This window comes from Sporolactobacillus shoreicorticis, assembly GCF_024125445.1.
GTDB lineage: Bacteria > Bacillota > Bacilli > Bacillales > Sporolactobacillaceae > Sporolactobacillus > Sporolactobacillus shoreicorticis.
In genome coordinates, this window is the sequence record NZ_JAMXWM010000014.1 from 12,140 (window position 1) to 27,202 (window position 15,063).

At 41.5% G+C, this 15,063-nt stretch carries 11 protein-coding genes and 1 pseudogene; 6 read left to right on the top strand and 6 right to left on the bottom strand.

Annotated elements, in window-relative coordinates; genetic code table 11:
* Positions 1 to 101: 101 nt before the first annotated feature.
* The 3 genes from NIE88_RS12335 to NIE88_RS12345 all read right to left on the bottom strand — a co-directional run bounded on the left by NIE88_RS12335 (position 102) and on the right by NIE88_RS12345 (position 2,872).
* Positions 102 to 1,097 (bottom strand): asparaginase, encoded by a 996-nt coding sequence (locus tag NIE88_RS12335; protein ID WP_253062499.1) that lies wholly within the window; start codon positions 1,095 to 1,097, stop codon positions 102 to 104.
* A gap of 144 nt (positions 1,098 to 1,241) precedes the next feature.
* The gene (gene yidA / locus NIE88_RS12340) at positions 1,242 to 2,051 is read right to left on the bottom strand and encodes a sugar-phosphatase (protein ID WP_253062501.1); all 810 of its coding nucleotides are present in this window, start codon (positions 2,049 to 2,051) and stop codon (positions 1,242 to 1,244) included.
* Between the two features lie 290 nt (positions 2,052 to 2,341).
* Positions 2,342 to 2,872, bottom strand: a complete 531-nt coding sequence (locus NIE88_RS12345) for a phosphatase PAP2 family protein (RefSeq protein WP_253062634.1) — start codon at positions 2,870 to 2,872, stop codon at positions 2,342 to 2,344.
* A 353-nt stretch (positions 2,873 to 3,225) separates the two neighbouring features.
* On the opposite strand from NIE88_RS12345, the gene NIE88_RS12350 reads away from it, so the two are divergent.
* Positions 3,226 to 4,698 carry a nicotinate phosphoribosyltransferase gene (locus NIE88_RS12350; protein WP_253062503.1) on the top strand — a complete coding sequence of 491 codons (1,473 nt, stop codon included), beginning with the start codon at positions 3,226 to 3,228 and terminating at the stop codon, positions 4,696 to 4,698.
* A 185-nt stretch (positions 4,699 to 4,883) separates the two neighbouring features.
* Here the strand turns inward: NIE88_RS12350 and NIE88_RS12355 are convergent.
* Together NIE88_RS12355 and NIE88_RS22825 are read right to left on the bottom strand one after the other, a co-directional pair.
* Positions 4,884 to 5,061: pseudogene (locus tag NIE88_RS12355) on the bottom strand (DEAD/DEAH box helicase family protein); the annotation flags it as partial.
* Between the two features lie 26 nt (positions 5,062 to 5,087).
* Positions 5,088 to 6,353: an MDR family MFS transporter gene (locus NIE88_RS22825; protein ID WP_373689436.1), complete on the bottom strand. Its 1,266-nt coding sequence runs from the start codon at positions 6,351 to 6,353 to the stop codon at positions 5,088 to 5,090.
* A 150-nt stretch (positions 6,354 to 6,503) separates the two neighbouring features.
* On the opposite strand from NIE88_RS22825, the gene NIE88_RS12365 reads away from it, so the two are divergent.
* Positions 6,504 to 8,273, top strand: coding sequence for an ABC transporter substrate-binding protein (locus tag NIE88_RS12365; protein ID WP_253062507.1), 1,770 nt, complete (start codon positions 6,504 to 6,506; stop codon positions 8,271 to 8,273).
* An 18-nt stretch (positions 8,274 to 8,291) separates the two neighbouring features.
* Complete coding sequence (locus NIE88_RS12370) at positions 8,292 to 9,050, top strand: exodeoxyribonuclease III (protein WP_253062636.1); 759 nt, start codon at positions 8,292 to 8,294, stop codon at positions 9,048 to 9,050.
* A gap of 325 nt (positions 9,051 to 9,375) precedes the next feature.
* Here NIE88_RS12370 and NIE88_RS12375 read toward each other — a convergent pair whose 3' ends face one another.
* Positions 9,376 to 10,485 carry an iron-containing alcohol dehydrogenase family protein gene (locus NIE88_RS12375; RefSeq protein WP_253062509.1) on the bottom strand — a complete coding sequence of 370 codons (1,110 nt, stop codon included), beginning with the start codon at positions 10,483 to 10,485 and terminating at the stop codon, positions 9,376 to 9,378.
* A gap of 386 nt (positions 10,486 to 10,871) precedes the next feature.
* On the opposite strand from NIE88_RS12375, the gene NIE88_RS12380 reads away from it, so the two are divergent.
* The 3 genes from NIE88_RS12380 to glgD all read left to right on the top strand — a co-directional run bounded on the left by NIE88_RS12380 (position 10,872) and on the right by glgD (position 14,947).
* Positions 10,872 to 11,843 (top strand): D-2-hydroxyacid dehydrogenase, encoded by a 972-nt coding sequence (locus NIE88_RS12380; protein WP_253062511.1) that lies wholly within the window; start codon positions 10,872 to 10,874, stop codon positions 11,841 to 11,843.
* 270 nt (positions 11,844 to 12,113) lie between these two features.
* Positions 12,114 to 13,496, top strand: coding sequence for a murein hydrolase activator EnvC family protein (locus tag NIE88_RS12385; RefSeq protein ID WP_253062512.1), 1,383 nt, complete (start codon positions 12,114 to 12,116; stop codon positions 13,494 to 13,496).
* A gap of 296 nt (positions 13,497 to 13,792) precedes the next feature.
* Positions 13,793 to 14,947, top strand: a complete 1,155-nt coding sequence (gene glgD / locus NIE88_RS12390) for a glucose-1-phosphate adenylyltransferase subunit GlgD (RefSeq protein WP_253062513.1) — start codon at positions 13,793 to 13,795, stop codon at positions 14,945 to 14,947.
* The last annotated feature ends 116 nt before the right edge of the window (positions 14,948 to 15,063 follow it).

The following is a 15,063-nucleotide window of genomic DNA, read 5'->3' on the forward strand; positions in this document are numbered from 1 at the left end:
CAGTAAATGACGGCACATTAAAAACGTTCTCCGTTTATGGTGAACGTTTTTTTGGGGAGCAATAGTAGATGATTAAAAGAGAACTAGGTTAGTTATAGCACTCATATATAGTTTAAGTCATGAGCGATGGGTGTCTGGAGCCTGCGCTTCACTTCCGAAAGATCATTTGTTGTCCCGAGAATCCACATAAGCTTGGCGACAATTGCTTCGGTGTTCATATCGCCAGCCGTGATTCCTCCGGCTTCACCAACCTTTTTACCTACTTCGTATATCGACATGTTCTGCCCTTCTTCAAGGCATTGAGTGGTGATGACGACAGGAATGCCTGAGTGTACCAGATCATAGACATAAGTTACCAGATTCCTCTTTTCGAAAGGTAGTCCGCCATTTCCAAAACTTTCGATAATTAATCCCTTTGCGTTCTTTTTAATAAAATCAAAAAATTGCGGGGAAAGGCCAGGAAATGCTTTAACTAAAAAGACATTGGGGCATAAATTCATTTTGTTCTCAAAGTTGATCGTTTCGGTTTCAGGACGATATAAAATATCAAGCCTGCCTTGACTAATTGCGGCAATATATGGGAAATTGATACTATTGAAAGCATCATAGCTTTTCGTTCTCATCTTGATTGCCCGCGTGCCTAAGATTGCTTTTCCATCGAAAACAACATATACACCGGACAGTTCAGCATGCTCTGCAAAGGTAAGTGCATCCTCAATATTTTTCTTAGCATCAGTCTTTCTAAAACTGATTGGAACTTGTGATCCGGTTATGACGATTGTTTTATCAATCCCGCTGAGCAAATAGGAGAGGCCTGCTGCAGTATAAGCCATTGTGTCCGTTCCATGGGTAATTATAAAACTGTCATATTGATGACGATTTTCATAAATGGTGCGAGCGATGTGCAACCAGTCCTCTGGCTGCATGTTTGTACTGTCCTTATTCATCAACACTTGAAACGAAATCTGCGCATCTGAATGATGACTTTCCTTGAAGTAGTACGAAAGCTGCTCAAGACTCAGCCCGGGAGCAAGGCCATTTTGCTGGAGGGTTGAAACGATGGTTCCACCGGTTGCTAATACAAGAATCTTCTTCAAAATTTTTCCTCATTTCACCACATAATAAATGTTATTATACTGAATTTCTCTTATTCTGGATACAATAATTCTTGTTGGTGTTTTTAATTTATAAAAAAAGGCACCTGCGCGGCACCAAATCGTTTTTCATAAGATTTATTTATTTTAATCGAGAATAAATTTTTCAATGGCGTAGGCGACACCGTCTTCTCGATTTGTTTTTGTTACAAACTGTGCCTCATTTTTTAATTGTTCGATTGCATTTCCCATTGCGACGCCGAGTCCGGCATATTTAATCATTGCCAGATCGTTTGCTTCATCACCCAATGTCATCATTTCTTCAGGTGCAATGCCAAGAAATTTGCCGAGTGCTTGCAGTCCTTTACCCTTGTCTACCTCTTTATTTAGAATTTCAAGTAAAAATGGCCTGGATTTCATTATGGTAAAGCTTTCAAAATAGTGTTTCGGTATTTTCTCTATAGCCAGATCCAATAGACTTTGATTGATGCAGAATATTGCCTTGTTTGCTTTAAAGGATTGCGGAATATGCTCCATTGTCGTTTGGGTGAACGGAAGCGCCTTCATGATTTGGCTGTACATGGAGGGTTTTCCCTCGGGATAAGGGGGGCAATAAACACGATGCAGATCTATAAAATTCATTGGTACGTCGAGCGTTTGGCTGAGCTCATAAATCGAGAGAAGCTGGTCACGTGTCAATACTTTTTCCGAGATCACATTACCTGTATCTGCATGCTGTACGAGTCCACCATTATACGTAATTGCGTAATCCCCTTGATCAGTCAGGCCGAGAAGATTTAAAAATTCTTTGATCCCAAGGAGCGGTCTGCCTGTGCATAAAACAATCCTAATTCCTTGATTTTTAGCCGCTTTCAACACATGCTGGGTTCGCTCCGATATTTGTTTGTTCTCATTCAGCAGTGTTCCATCCATATCAATGGCAATCAGTTTAATCACAATTTTCCCTCCATTGCTTGATCTTATTTATAGTATACAGGGTTTGTCGCTTGAACAGAATGAATAAAATTCGATGTAAGAGCGGAGCAAATGATTTCAAAAAACGGAAGGTGGCCCGAGAAGCATTACCGGCTGGCCTTGCTAGAATACATTCAGTTACCAGACTTCTGAAATTTGGGAGCGCGCATGGGTTTCATTAATGATCATCAAAAGAATTAAGCGTCACCAGGTTTATTTGAAACATATAAAAGCAGCCGACGGTTGACTCATCGACTGCTTTTTTTACAGAATTAAAATGGGATTACGATTTTTAAGAAACAAACATACCCTGTGACGCTGCCGAGCAGCATGCCGGCCAGGACATCCGACGGGTAGTGCAGACCAAGAAATATTCGTGAAACAGCAACACTGAGGCCGACAGGAAGCAGGATGAGACTGAGTGACGGATGAAATAAGATAAGCGGTATAATAACTGAGAAAATGGCAGTAGTATGCCCCGACGGGAATGAATGATCCTGCAAGGGATTGATCGGATGGTTCGTTCCATCGAGAATTAAATAAGGGCGTTTTCTCGGGAAACACAGCTTAAATACCTGAACAACAATATGACTGATGGTCAAGGATACGGCGCATGCCAATGCGGTCAGGCGCAGTTGTCCGTGTGCAAAAATCAGCAGGAAAAGGACAAGCAAAATCTCCAAGACAGCGCCGCCGATATTGGTGATGGTACGGAAGTACGCATTCCAGAGTTTGCGTTCAAAGTGCCGGTTTATTTTTTTGAATAAACGGCATTCCATTTCGTAAAGAACATTAAAGGGCAGCAATCGACTTCACCTCCCAATTGCGCATCATGCTGATTTTATTGAAGATCAGTTTTGAAATATACTATTCGGTGAAGCTCTTCATTTTCTGATCAGCATGTGCACCTGATCTTATTATATAGTAAATGATCAATGTTGAGAAAACTTTAACCTATATTTAAGGCTCTGTGAATGCTCATTTTTTCTTAAATGACTGAAGGGAGCGAGCAAATTATATTATATGCCGCATCACTTAAATGATTTGAATTAAGTCACAGTTTACAAGATTGTTCCTCAATAGTATACTCGATTCAACATCTACCATGAAACACATTAAATCAATACATAATTGACATATTGGAGGAAATGAGACGATGGAATCCAGGTTTGACGTGAGGAATGACAGAGATCTCACGATGCTGGTTGATTTTTACGAACTAACAATGGGGAATAGCTATCTTGCTGAAGGGGTAGGAGATCAGATCGTTTATTTCGATATGTATTTTCGCAGGGTTCCGGATGGCGGCGGCTATTGTATTATGGCCGGTGTGGAACAACTGATTGAATATCTAGAAAATCTTCGGTTTACTGACGAGGATATTAATTATTTGCGTTCAACAAAAGCTTTTTCGGAGAAATTTCTTGATTATCTTTCGACATTCACATTTTCTTGTGACGTTTGGGCAATTCCTGAAGGTTATCCGGTGTTTCCGAATGAGCCGCTTGTAACAGTCCGAGGTCCTGCGATTCAGGCGCAGCTTCTTGAGACGATGATTCTCGTTACAATCAATCATCAGACCTTGATTGCCACTAAAGCAAGTCGGATCTGCCGTGTCGCCGGCAACCGTCCCGTTATGGAATTCGGTTCGAGACGTGCCCAAGGCTATGACGGTGCGATTTATGGTGCCCGTGCCGCGGTGATTGGCGGATGTTCGGCGACGGCCAACACATTGGCAGGAATGATGTTCGATATCCCTGTTTCCGGGACGATGGCGCACAGCTGGGTTCAGCTGTTCGACAGTGAATTGGAAGCATTTCGGGCATGGGCCAATGCATATCCGGATCAATGTCTGGTGCTGATCGACACATTTAATGTTTTGAAATCCGGTCTTCCGAACGCGATCCAGGTATTCAAAGAATTACGCGCACAAGGGCATGAACCGCTAGGCATTCGCATTGATTCCGGCGATATTACTTATCTGACCAAAAAAGTGAGAAAAGCGTTAGATGACGCAGGATTTCCTAAAGCGATCATTGTCATTTCCAATTCACTTGATGAGCATATCATAAAGGATGTACTTGCCGAAGGTGCGCAAATTAACTCGTTTGGTGTTGGTGAACGGCTGATTACGGCACGTTCCGAACCGGTGTTCGGCGGTGTGTACAAGCTTGTTGCTGTTGAAAAAAATGGAGAAATTGTTCCACGAATTAAGATCAGTGAAAATGAAGAAAAAATCACAAATCCCGGTTTTAAAAAGATTTATCGTATTTATGATAAGGACGCGGATAAAGCAATTGCCGATCTCATTTGCGACGAATCGGAAACGATTGATGAGTCGAAGCCGCTGACTTTGTTTGATCCGGTGTTTACTTGGAAAAAGAAAAAGTTAAAGAGGTATAAGGCTGAGCTCCTGCGCAAAAAAATTTTTAAAGACGGAAAGCTCTGCTATAAAAGTCCTTCTGTAAAGGAAATTCGCAAATTTGCCCAGGAGCAGGTTCAACGCCAGTGGGCAGAAGTTCTCCGTTTTGAAAATCCCCACAACTATTTTGTGGATCTGTCATGGAAGGTTTGGAATGCAAAATATGATCTCTTGAACAGCTATTCAGAGGAATTCAGCGGTAAATAAACGAATGACAAACAATAGAGAACCGAAAGGCGCAAAATGTCTTTCGGTTCTTTTTCCTATTTATTTGTTTTTCGATCATTTTTTGGTCGTGTACCAAAAACAGGACACTATCCATTCATTTAAAGGAGCAGCTCCTTTTTTAAAATTGGAATGTTTATTTTATTTTTAGTGCGACCTGCTCTGCGCTCTTTTCGGAACAGATGACATAAACGCCACACCTCAGGTGTAAAACCGAATAAGGGCACTAGTAAATCAATGGTTATGTGGTTTTGAAGCAATTTCAAATTTGTTATCTTGGAGAGCTCTTGTCCAACGGTCATTTTTCCAACCGCCTGCGGTCCGAATACTAAGTACAAATTTCATAAGTAGTTCCCCTTGTCTCTGTAAAATCATGTGTTTGTTATTTGTCTGTCTTTACTGATGATTTTTTGCTGCTTCATGTGTATTGATTGGTAAAAACAATAGATACCGGCGCAACTGAATAGCGAGAAGAGAGCAGCCATTCCGTAAGATGGAAGAAAAGCGCCGATGATGACGCCAAGCGATCCAAAGATTTTCGCACCTTGGAAAACAAGTCCATAGACAGCCATGTAGGTACCGCGCACACGTTCCTGAGCCATTGACGCAAGCATCGTTTGGCAATTGGGGACGTACATCAGCTCCCCTAATGAAGAGACAATGATCATGAGGAACAGAAGCAGCCAATGATTGCTGAATGCGAGTGTTATGTAGCCTGAACTGTACAAAACGAGTCCGGTAAAAAGGACATGATTAGGACGATAATGCTTCATCCATTGATTGACAACCAGTGTAAAAACAACGATGAATACTGTGTTTTCAACACGCAGCCAGCTCAGCAATGTCAATCCGTCCACATTGCGGTTCCAGATGACTGAATGAAACTCACGCGAAAGGCGTATCGCAATATAGTTGTTCATTTGAAATTCAAGTGAAAGAATAAGTAGGTGAGCGAGACAAAAAACAAGAAAACGGCGGTTGGTCATTACAGTTTGGTAACTCTTACCCATATCTTTAATAAATTGGGCAACGGTCGCTGTTTGATTATTCCGAACATGGTGCCGACGATTTTCATTCATAAAGAAAGCGAGCAGAACGAAAACAACGATTGAGGTCAGGGCGAGAATGATAAAAAGCATGAAGCGATAACGGTTAAAATATAAACCACCGATAATTGTACCAGCAGCGATCGAAAGATTTACCGACCAATAGTTCATGCTGTACATAAATTGCCGATTCTCATTTGTGCTTACGTCAATGAGCATTGCCTCAGCTGCGGGATTCATGAATCCACTGCTGACACTTTGAAGGAGCATCATAATAAACGTAATCTCCGGCGATAGAAACCAAGGGGAATTTGCAGCTGCCATTAAGGAAAAGGCGGCAATTTGTATTAGTTGAGCACTGATCATTACTCGTTTTCTGCCAAAGCGATCGGACGTATACCCGCCGAAAAAACTAACGCTTAATGAAGTCAGTACATTAAGCAGCAGAAGAAAACCTGCTGTTGCGGTACCGAACTCTTTTGCAAAGTATATGGCCATAAATGGGAAAACCATATTTCCGACGAATCGTGAAATAAAAGAAGTAAGAAGACGGATTTTAATGTTCCGGTGCAAGCTTAGAAATGTGTTCATGCATTCAACCCCTGTCATTGCGCAATTGGTATGATCATTGTGGTATAAAATAAACAATGAAAAAAGTGTAGAATGAAATAAATCATTTTCCCTTTTCTACAGAGAAAAAAAGGTACAATGAGAAGAGGCGGGAAAGCAGGTGAACAATGAATGCTATTTGATTACTACACAGAATTCTATCTGGCTAAAGCTCAAGGCGCGTATCAACAGGTGAAGATAAGTATCAGTGAGTGCGCTCGTATTTTTTATTGTTCGGAGCGTAATGCGAAACTAATCATACATAAGCTTGAACATGAGCATTGGATTCAGTGGGTAAGCGGACGAGGAAGGGGAAATAAATCACAGGTCGCTTTTCTTAAACCCTTGAGTTCGCTCGTTGACGAGCAGATTGATCAATTCATTAAGTCGCATCAATTGGACAAAGCACTCACGTTCATTCAATCACATTCACTTCCTGACTCCGTAACAGAGAAATGCTACAAACGGATAACGCAGGAGTTTGGCTATCGGACGGAAAACAAGGAACACCAGGAGATGGATATACTCCGCATTCCAATGAGACGACGGCTTGCTACACTGGATCCCGCGTTTGCCGCAATCACAAGTGAGTCACATATTGCTCGGCAGCTGTTTGATTGTTTAGTAAACTATAATATTGATTTGGATGCATTTGTGCCTCATTTGGCTCATTCTTGGGAGGTATCATCAGATCAAAGAAGGTGGACGTTCTATCTGCGAAAAGGGGTGACCTTTCATCATGGCAGAGAACTGACTTCAGAGGATGTTTTGTTCACCATTAGGCGCATTTGCGATCCGGTAAATCAAGTGCCATGCCGCTGGTACTTTCGATCAATAAGCGATGTGTCCGCGGTCCATCCTTATGTGCTTAAGCTGACTTTTACCGAACCGACACCGGCTTTGCTATTCTTTAGTTCATTAAATCTCGCCATTCTATCTTCTGATGTTGGATTTAATCCGGAGCACATTATTGGAACTGGCCCCTTTAGAATCGTAAAATACAATAGTCGGCAGCTTGTACTCGAACGTTTTGGAGATTATTTCAACTTGCGTGCATTGCTGAACCGCGTTGAGCTCTACTACGCACCGGATCTGATCAGTTCGCAAAAGACTTATGATGTCCCCAATAAGCAGCGTCAATCGGTCAATCATGAGGAAGTTCATGAGGATATCGGCAGTAATTATATTATGTTTAATTTTAAGAAAAAAGGTCCGCAGCAAGACTATCAGTTTCGAAAGCTGTTTGATTTGATTATTGATCGTCAGGCGCTGATTCATGAACTTGGAGGCAATCGTGTTCGAGTCTCGAATAGCTTTCTTGAGACAGAATCCGGAGAACCGTCGCGCGTTATTGCTAGGGATGATCAAGTGAAGCAATCCCTTTTTCACAGTCGTTATAATGGAGAGATGCTTAAATTCTATTATTTTGGTCATCATGCGGTGAAATTGGACGCGCAATGGATTCAAAAACGGGCGGCAGAACGCGGGATTCATCTTGAACTCCATCCATTGTCGCTGAGTGATTTCTATAGTGAGCAGCTTACCGAGGAAGCGGATATGGTATTGGGTGGAGAAGTAATGGAAGAAAATCACGAACTCGGTATTGCTCATCTGTTTCGTGATGAAAGCAGTTTAATTAGGCGAATGATCAATCAAGAACAGGCGCGTCGAATCGACCTTTTTATTGATCAGTTTCTTCAAACGGGTAACGAGATTGCGACGTGCAGAGTCTTTCAACAGCTCGAGGATTACATGAAAAAGAATCACTTACTGATCTTTATGTATCACAGCAGCCGGGAAATCATGTTTCATTCGGCCTTGGAAGGTATAAAGCTTAATGCGTTCGGTTGGGCTGATTTCAGCAAATTGTGGATTAAGCCTGACCTGAGCGCAGGAAAATGACTGATTAAGGAGAAAATGATGAAGTTTATTTCATGGAATGTTAATGGATTTCGCGCATTGCAGCGAAAAATGGATGTTTACAGCTGGCTTGTGGAAACGGGGGCCGACGCCCTCTGCATTCAAGAAACGAAAATGCATCGGGACCAAGTTCAATTTGAAACGCCAGGCTATTTTCAATATTGGAACGAGGCTGTTCGCAAGGGGTATTCTGGAACGGCAATTTTCACAAAAAATGAGCCGATAAATGTTACCTATGGAATGGGTATTGAAGCGCACGATCAAGAGGGAAGATTGATTACGCTTGAATACGATAACTACTATTTGATTACTGTTTATACGCCCAATGCAAAGCGCGATTTGACGCGGCTGGATTATCGACTTGAATGGGGGGCGGCATTCACAAACTATATCCAACAGTTAGATCGGATAAAGCCGGTTATTTTCTGCGGGGATTTGAATGTCGCGCATCAGGAAATAGACCTGACCTACCCGAGGAATAATAGTGGAAACTCAGGCTTCACTCAGGAAGAACGGGAAGATTTTTCTGCTCTGCTAAGCAATGGATTTATCGACACCTATCGCGCGCTTTATCCTGATCGAACAGGTGCTTATTCATGGTGGTCGTTCCAATTCAACGCAAGACAAAGAAATATTGGCTGGCGCATTGACTATTTTGTTACGTCACAATGTTTGAAAGAGTACATTATTGATGCGAAAATTCTCTGGGATGTGGTTGGCTCTGATCACTGCCCGGTCGAACTTAAACTTGCTGAATAAGAGGCACATGGCGTGGGTGGAGCGAAAAACGCGTACACGTTTTTTTCGTTCAACTATTATTTAGTGCTAGTGCGGTACCCGCTTATTCCAAATCGAATGAGATTTCGGTCGCGATGAATGAGGAACAGATCGAAACCGTCATTCAGGAATAGGGTAAGGTGAGAAGACGGGTGGACGAATCAAATTAAAACAGTGCTCGATTTAGATCAACAAAACGAACTGGTTGTTCCGGATCGTTTATGGTCGATCATTACAACGAGAATGGCGGGTTTCCAATAAAAAACGGGAGTGAATCAACAATGATTCATTCCCGTTTCGTTCTAAATTATTTTACAGCGTTTTGTTCTGACCATTTTTCCAATTCGATCATCGCGTTATAGACTGTGTCAACCGTGCATTTCATTGGATGCATGTGAATTAAGGACGTCGGTTTCAATGCGGAGACGGCAATATCACGGATTTCATCCATGCTTAAATCGCCTAAAGAAAGATCCGCTAAAGAAAGAGGAAGTCCGAGCGCACGGTAAAAAGGCAACAGGCGTTGCATTTCATCCATCTTATTCTCAATCACCAGCTCTACTAAAATTCCGTAAGCTACCTTTATGCCATGGAGCAGGTGATGTGTCTCAGCTCTGATGGTGAGTGCGTCATGAATGGCGTGAGCAGCCGTTGCCCGGCCGTACTCATCACCGAAACCTGCAACCAATCCGCTTGCCATAATATTTGTTTCCATGACTTGAGTCCAATCGTCAGTAAGCCTGCCGTCCCTCATGTCTTGAATCGCCTTCTCTGCATGATTCAGCGGGATTTCAAGACATTGTCGTGCAGCCTCACGTGCGAAGAACAGTGCGAGGCTTTTTCGCGTTGTCTGCTGAAGAAGTAGATCGGATTCGTACCATTTAGCAATGGTATCCGCCACTCCGGCGATAAAATAATCGATTGGCGAGTCCAAAATTACCCGAGGTTCAACGAGAACGAGACTCGTCTGTGACGGATAGATCTCATGACCGATGCATTCACCGTTATCTTTATAGAGCACGGAAAGGCAGGACCATGCAGCACAATTGCTGGCCATTGTCGGGAGTAAAATAACGGGAACAGAACCAGCCTTATATCCGGCAGCTTTTGCTGTATCCAGTACCTTGCCACCGCCAAGGCCGATGATTGCGTTGATTTTCTCATTTTTGACCAAATCAATGATTCTCTGAATTTCGTTATTAGAGCACTCGCCGTTAAATAAGACATCAACGACTTGAATGCCTTGTCTTGATAAATCAGGTAAATACCTAGCCGCCTTTTTCATCGATTTTGTCCCATGTAGAAAGAGCACGCGTTTGATGAAACGTGTTTCGAGTGCCGATGCGAGTCGCTCATAGGCACCAACCTCCGAAATATATTCCTGAGGAGCAATTCTTGAAATTAATTGTAATGTCATGTGCATTCTCTCCTTAAAAAAGATCCTTTTCATCTGTTCAGGTTTTGTTAATTTTATCTTGCGATTATCAACGTGGCGGCAAATGAGCTGAAAAACATTAATTATAACTATAACGGTGCATTGTTGATTACTTTTGAAACAAACACATCAGGTGAACTTTATACTAGTCGTTTATTATTGAAACTGTCAATCTAAAAGTGCTTGAAAAACCAATCTTTTTTATCGGATTTTAATGCAAATATAGCATCATTTTAATTCAATAGTCTGTCAAGCCTTTTTATAGCTTCATCATGGTGATTTTATTATACTTATTTATAACTGAATCGTTTATTGAAATGGATCAGATTTTCTACGAAATGACCAAAATTTTTGGAAAAGAGAGACGGGTGAAGACATTGGAGAAGATCATATTTGGTTTTGATGAAGAATTCGATTTGCCTGAAATTGATATTGAAGCATTGAAAAAGGAATATGCGAATCGATTTGAGTTTGTTACCTTGTGGAATGAAGCAATTCCTGATGGTGTGTTTATTGAAGATGCTGTGGCATTCATTGGCGGGCCTTCAAGTGAATTGCTGCGAAAAATGCCTTCTCTGCGCTGGCTGCAGCTGCCTAGTGCCGGGGCAAATCATATGACGCAGCACCCTGATCTGGCACGTGAGGTGACACTCACGAATTCCAGCGGTGTGTTTGGTGTGCTGGGGGCAGAACATACCATAGCGCTACTCCTTGCATTCACAAGAGAAATTCCACGCTATGTAAAACAAACAGCGCGTCGAATCTGGAATTTAGGTAATCGATGTCTGCAAATTGACGGTTCAACAGTTGCAATCATTGGTTATGGCGACATTGGATCGGAAATTGCGCATCGATTAAAAGCATTCGGAGCTCAAATTCTTGCTGTAAAAAGAACGGCGGGAACGATTCCGGAGGATGCAGACGCTGTTTTTACAATGGACGGACTTAATAAGGTGCTGGCAGTTTCGGATTTTGTTGTCAATGTACTTCCTTTAACAAAGGAAACCGAGCATGTATTCAATGACAAGCGCTTTGAATCAATGAAAAGCGGAGCGATTTTCATCAATGTTGGACGTGGAGGTACTGTTGATGAAGATGCTTTGATTCATGTGTTGACCTCGGGGAAACTTGGCGGTGCGGGCCTTGATGTAACCGGCAACGAGCCGCTGCCGGAGAATAGCCGATTATGGGATCTTCCTAATGTGTTAATTACCTCTCACTCATTGGGAGTCGGGCCGGACAAATACACGAAAAGGGCAGCACTGATCAAAAGAAATATAGAAAAATTCAGTAAGAATGAGCCGCTTGAAAAGATTGTGAATCGTAATCTTGGCTATTAATTGTTTTTTTTTTGCTTCATCGGTTGTCGCCAAATAAATACAGATGAGGGATTCCCAAATTAGGGGGTCCTTTTTTCGTGACTTACGACTTATTCACCTCTTTTTCATCAATCGAAACAAAGATGTAATCAAATTTTGTCGGAAAAACGCGTCATGAGTTGTTATAATAGAGTCAGGCAAAAAATTACGAGTTAGATAATCTCATAGCAAATAGAGCAGACACCTTTTTTAATCGTGCATGCTTTCTTGATGTGCTTAAGGAGTAGAGTGATGTTCAAACCAACGAGAATTAAAATAATAACAACAATCTGTCTTTCTTGCTCCTTGATTTTGGGAATTAACAGCGCGACTGTGTTCGCGAACACACAAACGAAGCTTGACGACAAGCTGAATGATATTCAAAATCAAAAAAAAGAAAATAAGGGTAAACTTGCTGTTTCGAAAAAGAATCTTTCTGAGAATCAGAAGAAGCAGGACACGGTGATTAAGAATATTAAAGCATCGGATAAAAAAATTACCTCCATGAATGGAAAAATTGATCAAACAAAAGAAAAGGTCCGTCAAAATCAAGCAAGTGTGGTTCAACTAAAAAAAGAAATAAAAAAAATTAATGCACGTATTGATACACGCAGTCAGCTACTCAAAGGCAGATTGCGGTCAATTTATATCAATGGCGGTGCGGTCAGTTATTTAGATGTTCTCATGGGGTCAAAGAGCTTCGGTAATTTTCTTGATCGGTTGCTCGTTGTAAAAATGATTACCGACCAAGATAATAAAATTATTAATGATCAGAAACAAGATAAGCAGGCACAAGTCACCAAACGAAAGAAGCTACAGACGGTTCTTGTTCAAACAACAAACGACCTACATAATCTTCAGACAATGAAGACTGGGCTTGATCAAGAAAATAAGCATAAGCAGAACCTGCTTGAAGAATTGAAGGATCAGGCATCTGATATCGAGAAAACAGTGATCTCGTCCAATGAGCAGACGGATATTTTGAATGCGCAAGAATCGGTTGTCAAGCAGCAATTAGCAGATCTTGCAGCGCAGCAAGCTCAAGAAAAAGAGCGGGCAGCTGCCGAAGCGAAAGCAAAGCAGGAGGCGCAGGCAAAGAAGACTGCGGGGACAGCGAAGCAAGAAACATCGAAGGAAGAGACTTCTTCCGCAAAATCGGTCACCGTTTCCAATAGTACGCAGACGGCTGCTGAGACGGTTACGTCTTCAGACGATTCAAAAGAGAACAGCAGCGATCAATTCATGATGCCGGCAGCGGGATATATTTCTTCAGGCTTTGGTTATCGATCTTTTGACGGTGAATTTCATCCGGGCATTGATATTGCAAACAGTACAGGTACTCCCATTCACGCAGCAGCAGACGGTACCGTGTTCCAAGCATATACTTCGTCAAGTTACGGGAATTGCGTTATGATCTCACATGTCATAAATGGACAACTTTATACGACCGTTTATGCACATATGTCTGCAATTTACGTTTCTGACGGTCAGAGTGTGTCACAGGGACAAACAATCGGAACGATGGGCAATACGGGTGAATCATTCGGAACTCATCTTCATTTTGAACTATACAACGGCCGCTGGACTCCGCCGCCGCACAATGGAGCAGTTAATCCATTGAATTTTATCCACTAATGAAGCTGCCCGAGAATAGAAGCGTTTTGATTTCTTTAATTCAAGAAATCGAATAATGAATAAATGAAAAGAACGCCGGAGTGAAACAAACACTCCGGTTTTTCTTATATAAGTTCATGGTGCCCCTTGTGAGCGCAATGCATCTTCTTATGACCTTTACTTTTCCGTAAGCATATAAAAACTGCATGCTGCGACCCGTATTTCCGCAAATTTGTTTATTTGCAGTCTATCTGTGAAACATACCGAATTTTTTTATGAATATATTTATCTATATCGTCAAAGGGAACTTGTCTTATATGGAGGTGGGGGCCATCCTGAATCAGTATAAAATTTGCGGAATCGTAAATCTGTCCGAATCAAAACAATTAACGAATCCACTCACTCGTTATCGACCGGTTGCTGGATTGCCATTTTGCAGCAGCTATCGGCTCATCGATTTTCCCTTATCCAATCTCGTATCTGCGGGCGTAGAATCAATCGGTATTTTTATGAATGGGCAATATCAATCAATTTATGATCATGTTTTAAACGGTAGCGACTGGGATCTGGACAGTCTCAATGGAGGAATTTTCTTTTTCGATTCAGGCACAGAGCAGATCAATGGATTAATCCGTGATGATCTTGAAGCTTTCCACAATAATCTTGAATTTATTGAAAAATCAAGATCAGACTTTGTCATTATTATGGGTTCTCGTGCGTTGTGCAATATAGATGTTCAAGCGGTTTTGCGCCATCATTTAGAACAAAAGGCTGAAATCACCTTAGTCTATAAAACAATTTCTTGTTCTGCAGCAGACGATCGACCGATAACCTGTGTTGAACTGGATGAAAATAATCGTATTCGCAAGATGAAATCCTGTATGCTCCGGCATGATGGTCAGTCTGCGGTAAATATGGAAATCTACGTTATGAGGTGTTCGCTCTATGCTCAAATAGTCAGACGGTTTATGGCATGGAATGAAGTTTACAATTTACGAGATGCAATCCACCAAGCGGTTAGAACTGTTAAGACAAACGGATATGAATATACCGGCTATTTTAAAAATATCACTTCAATCAAATCCTATTATGACGCTCACATGGATATGATCGAAGAGTTCAACCGGAGTGCGCTCTTTGGAGGCGAGCATCAAATTCACACCAAGATAAAAAATGAAGTGCCTTCATATTATGGAAAAAATACGGCTGTATCAAATTCACTTATAGCTAATGGCTGCATGATTAACGGAATAATCAGCCATTCGCTTCTTTCTCGGAATGTAGTTATCCATAAAGAGTCAAAGATCGTTAGTTCAATTATTATGGAAGGAAGCGTTATTGGTGAGGGGGTTTATTTGAGCAATGTGATTATGGATAAAGAAAATCATATTCAACCGGGATCAAGGATCATTGGGTCGGCGGATCATCCAGTTGTAATTGAAAAGAAATCAACGATTTATTTAGGATCATAATGTTTATCGGATAAACTGTGTTTGGAACTAAGAACTATAATGAAGTTGCGTGTCGTATGAGATAAATAATGGTTTTCATTCATAAAAAAAGGGTAATAGATTGATAAGGTCTAATG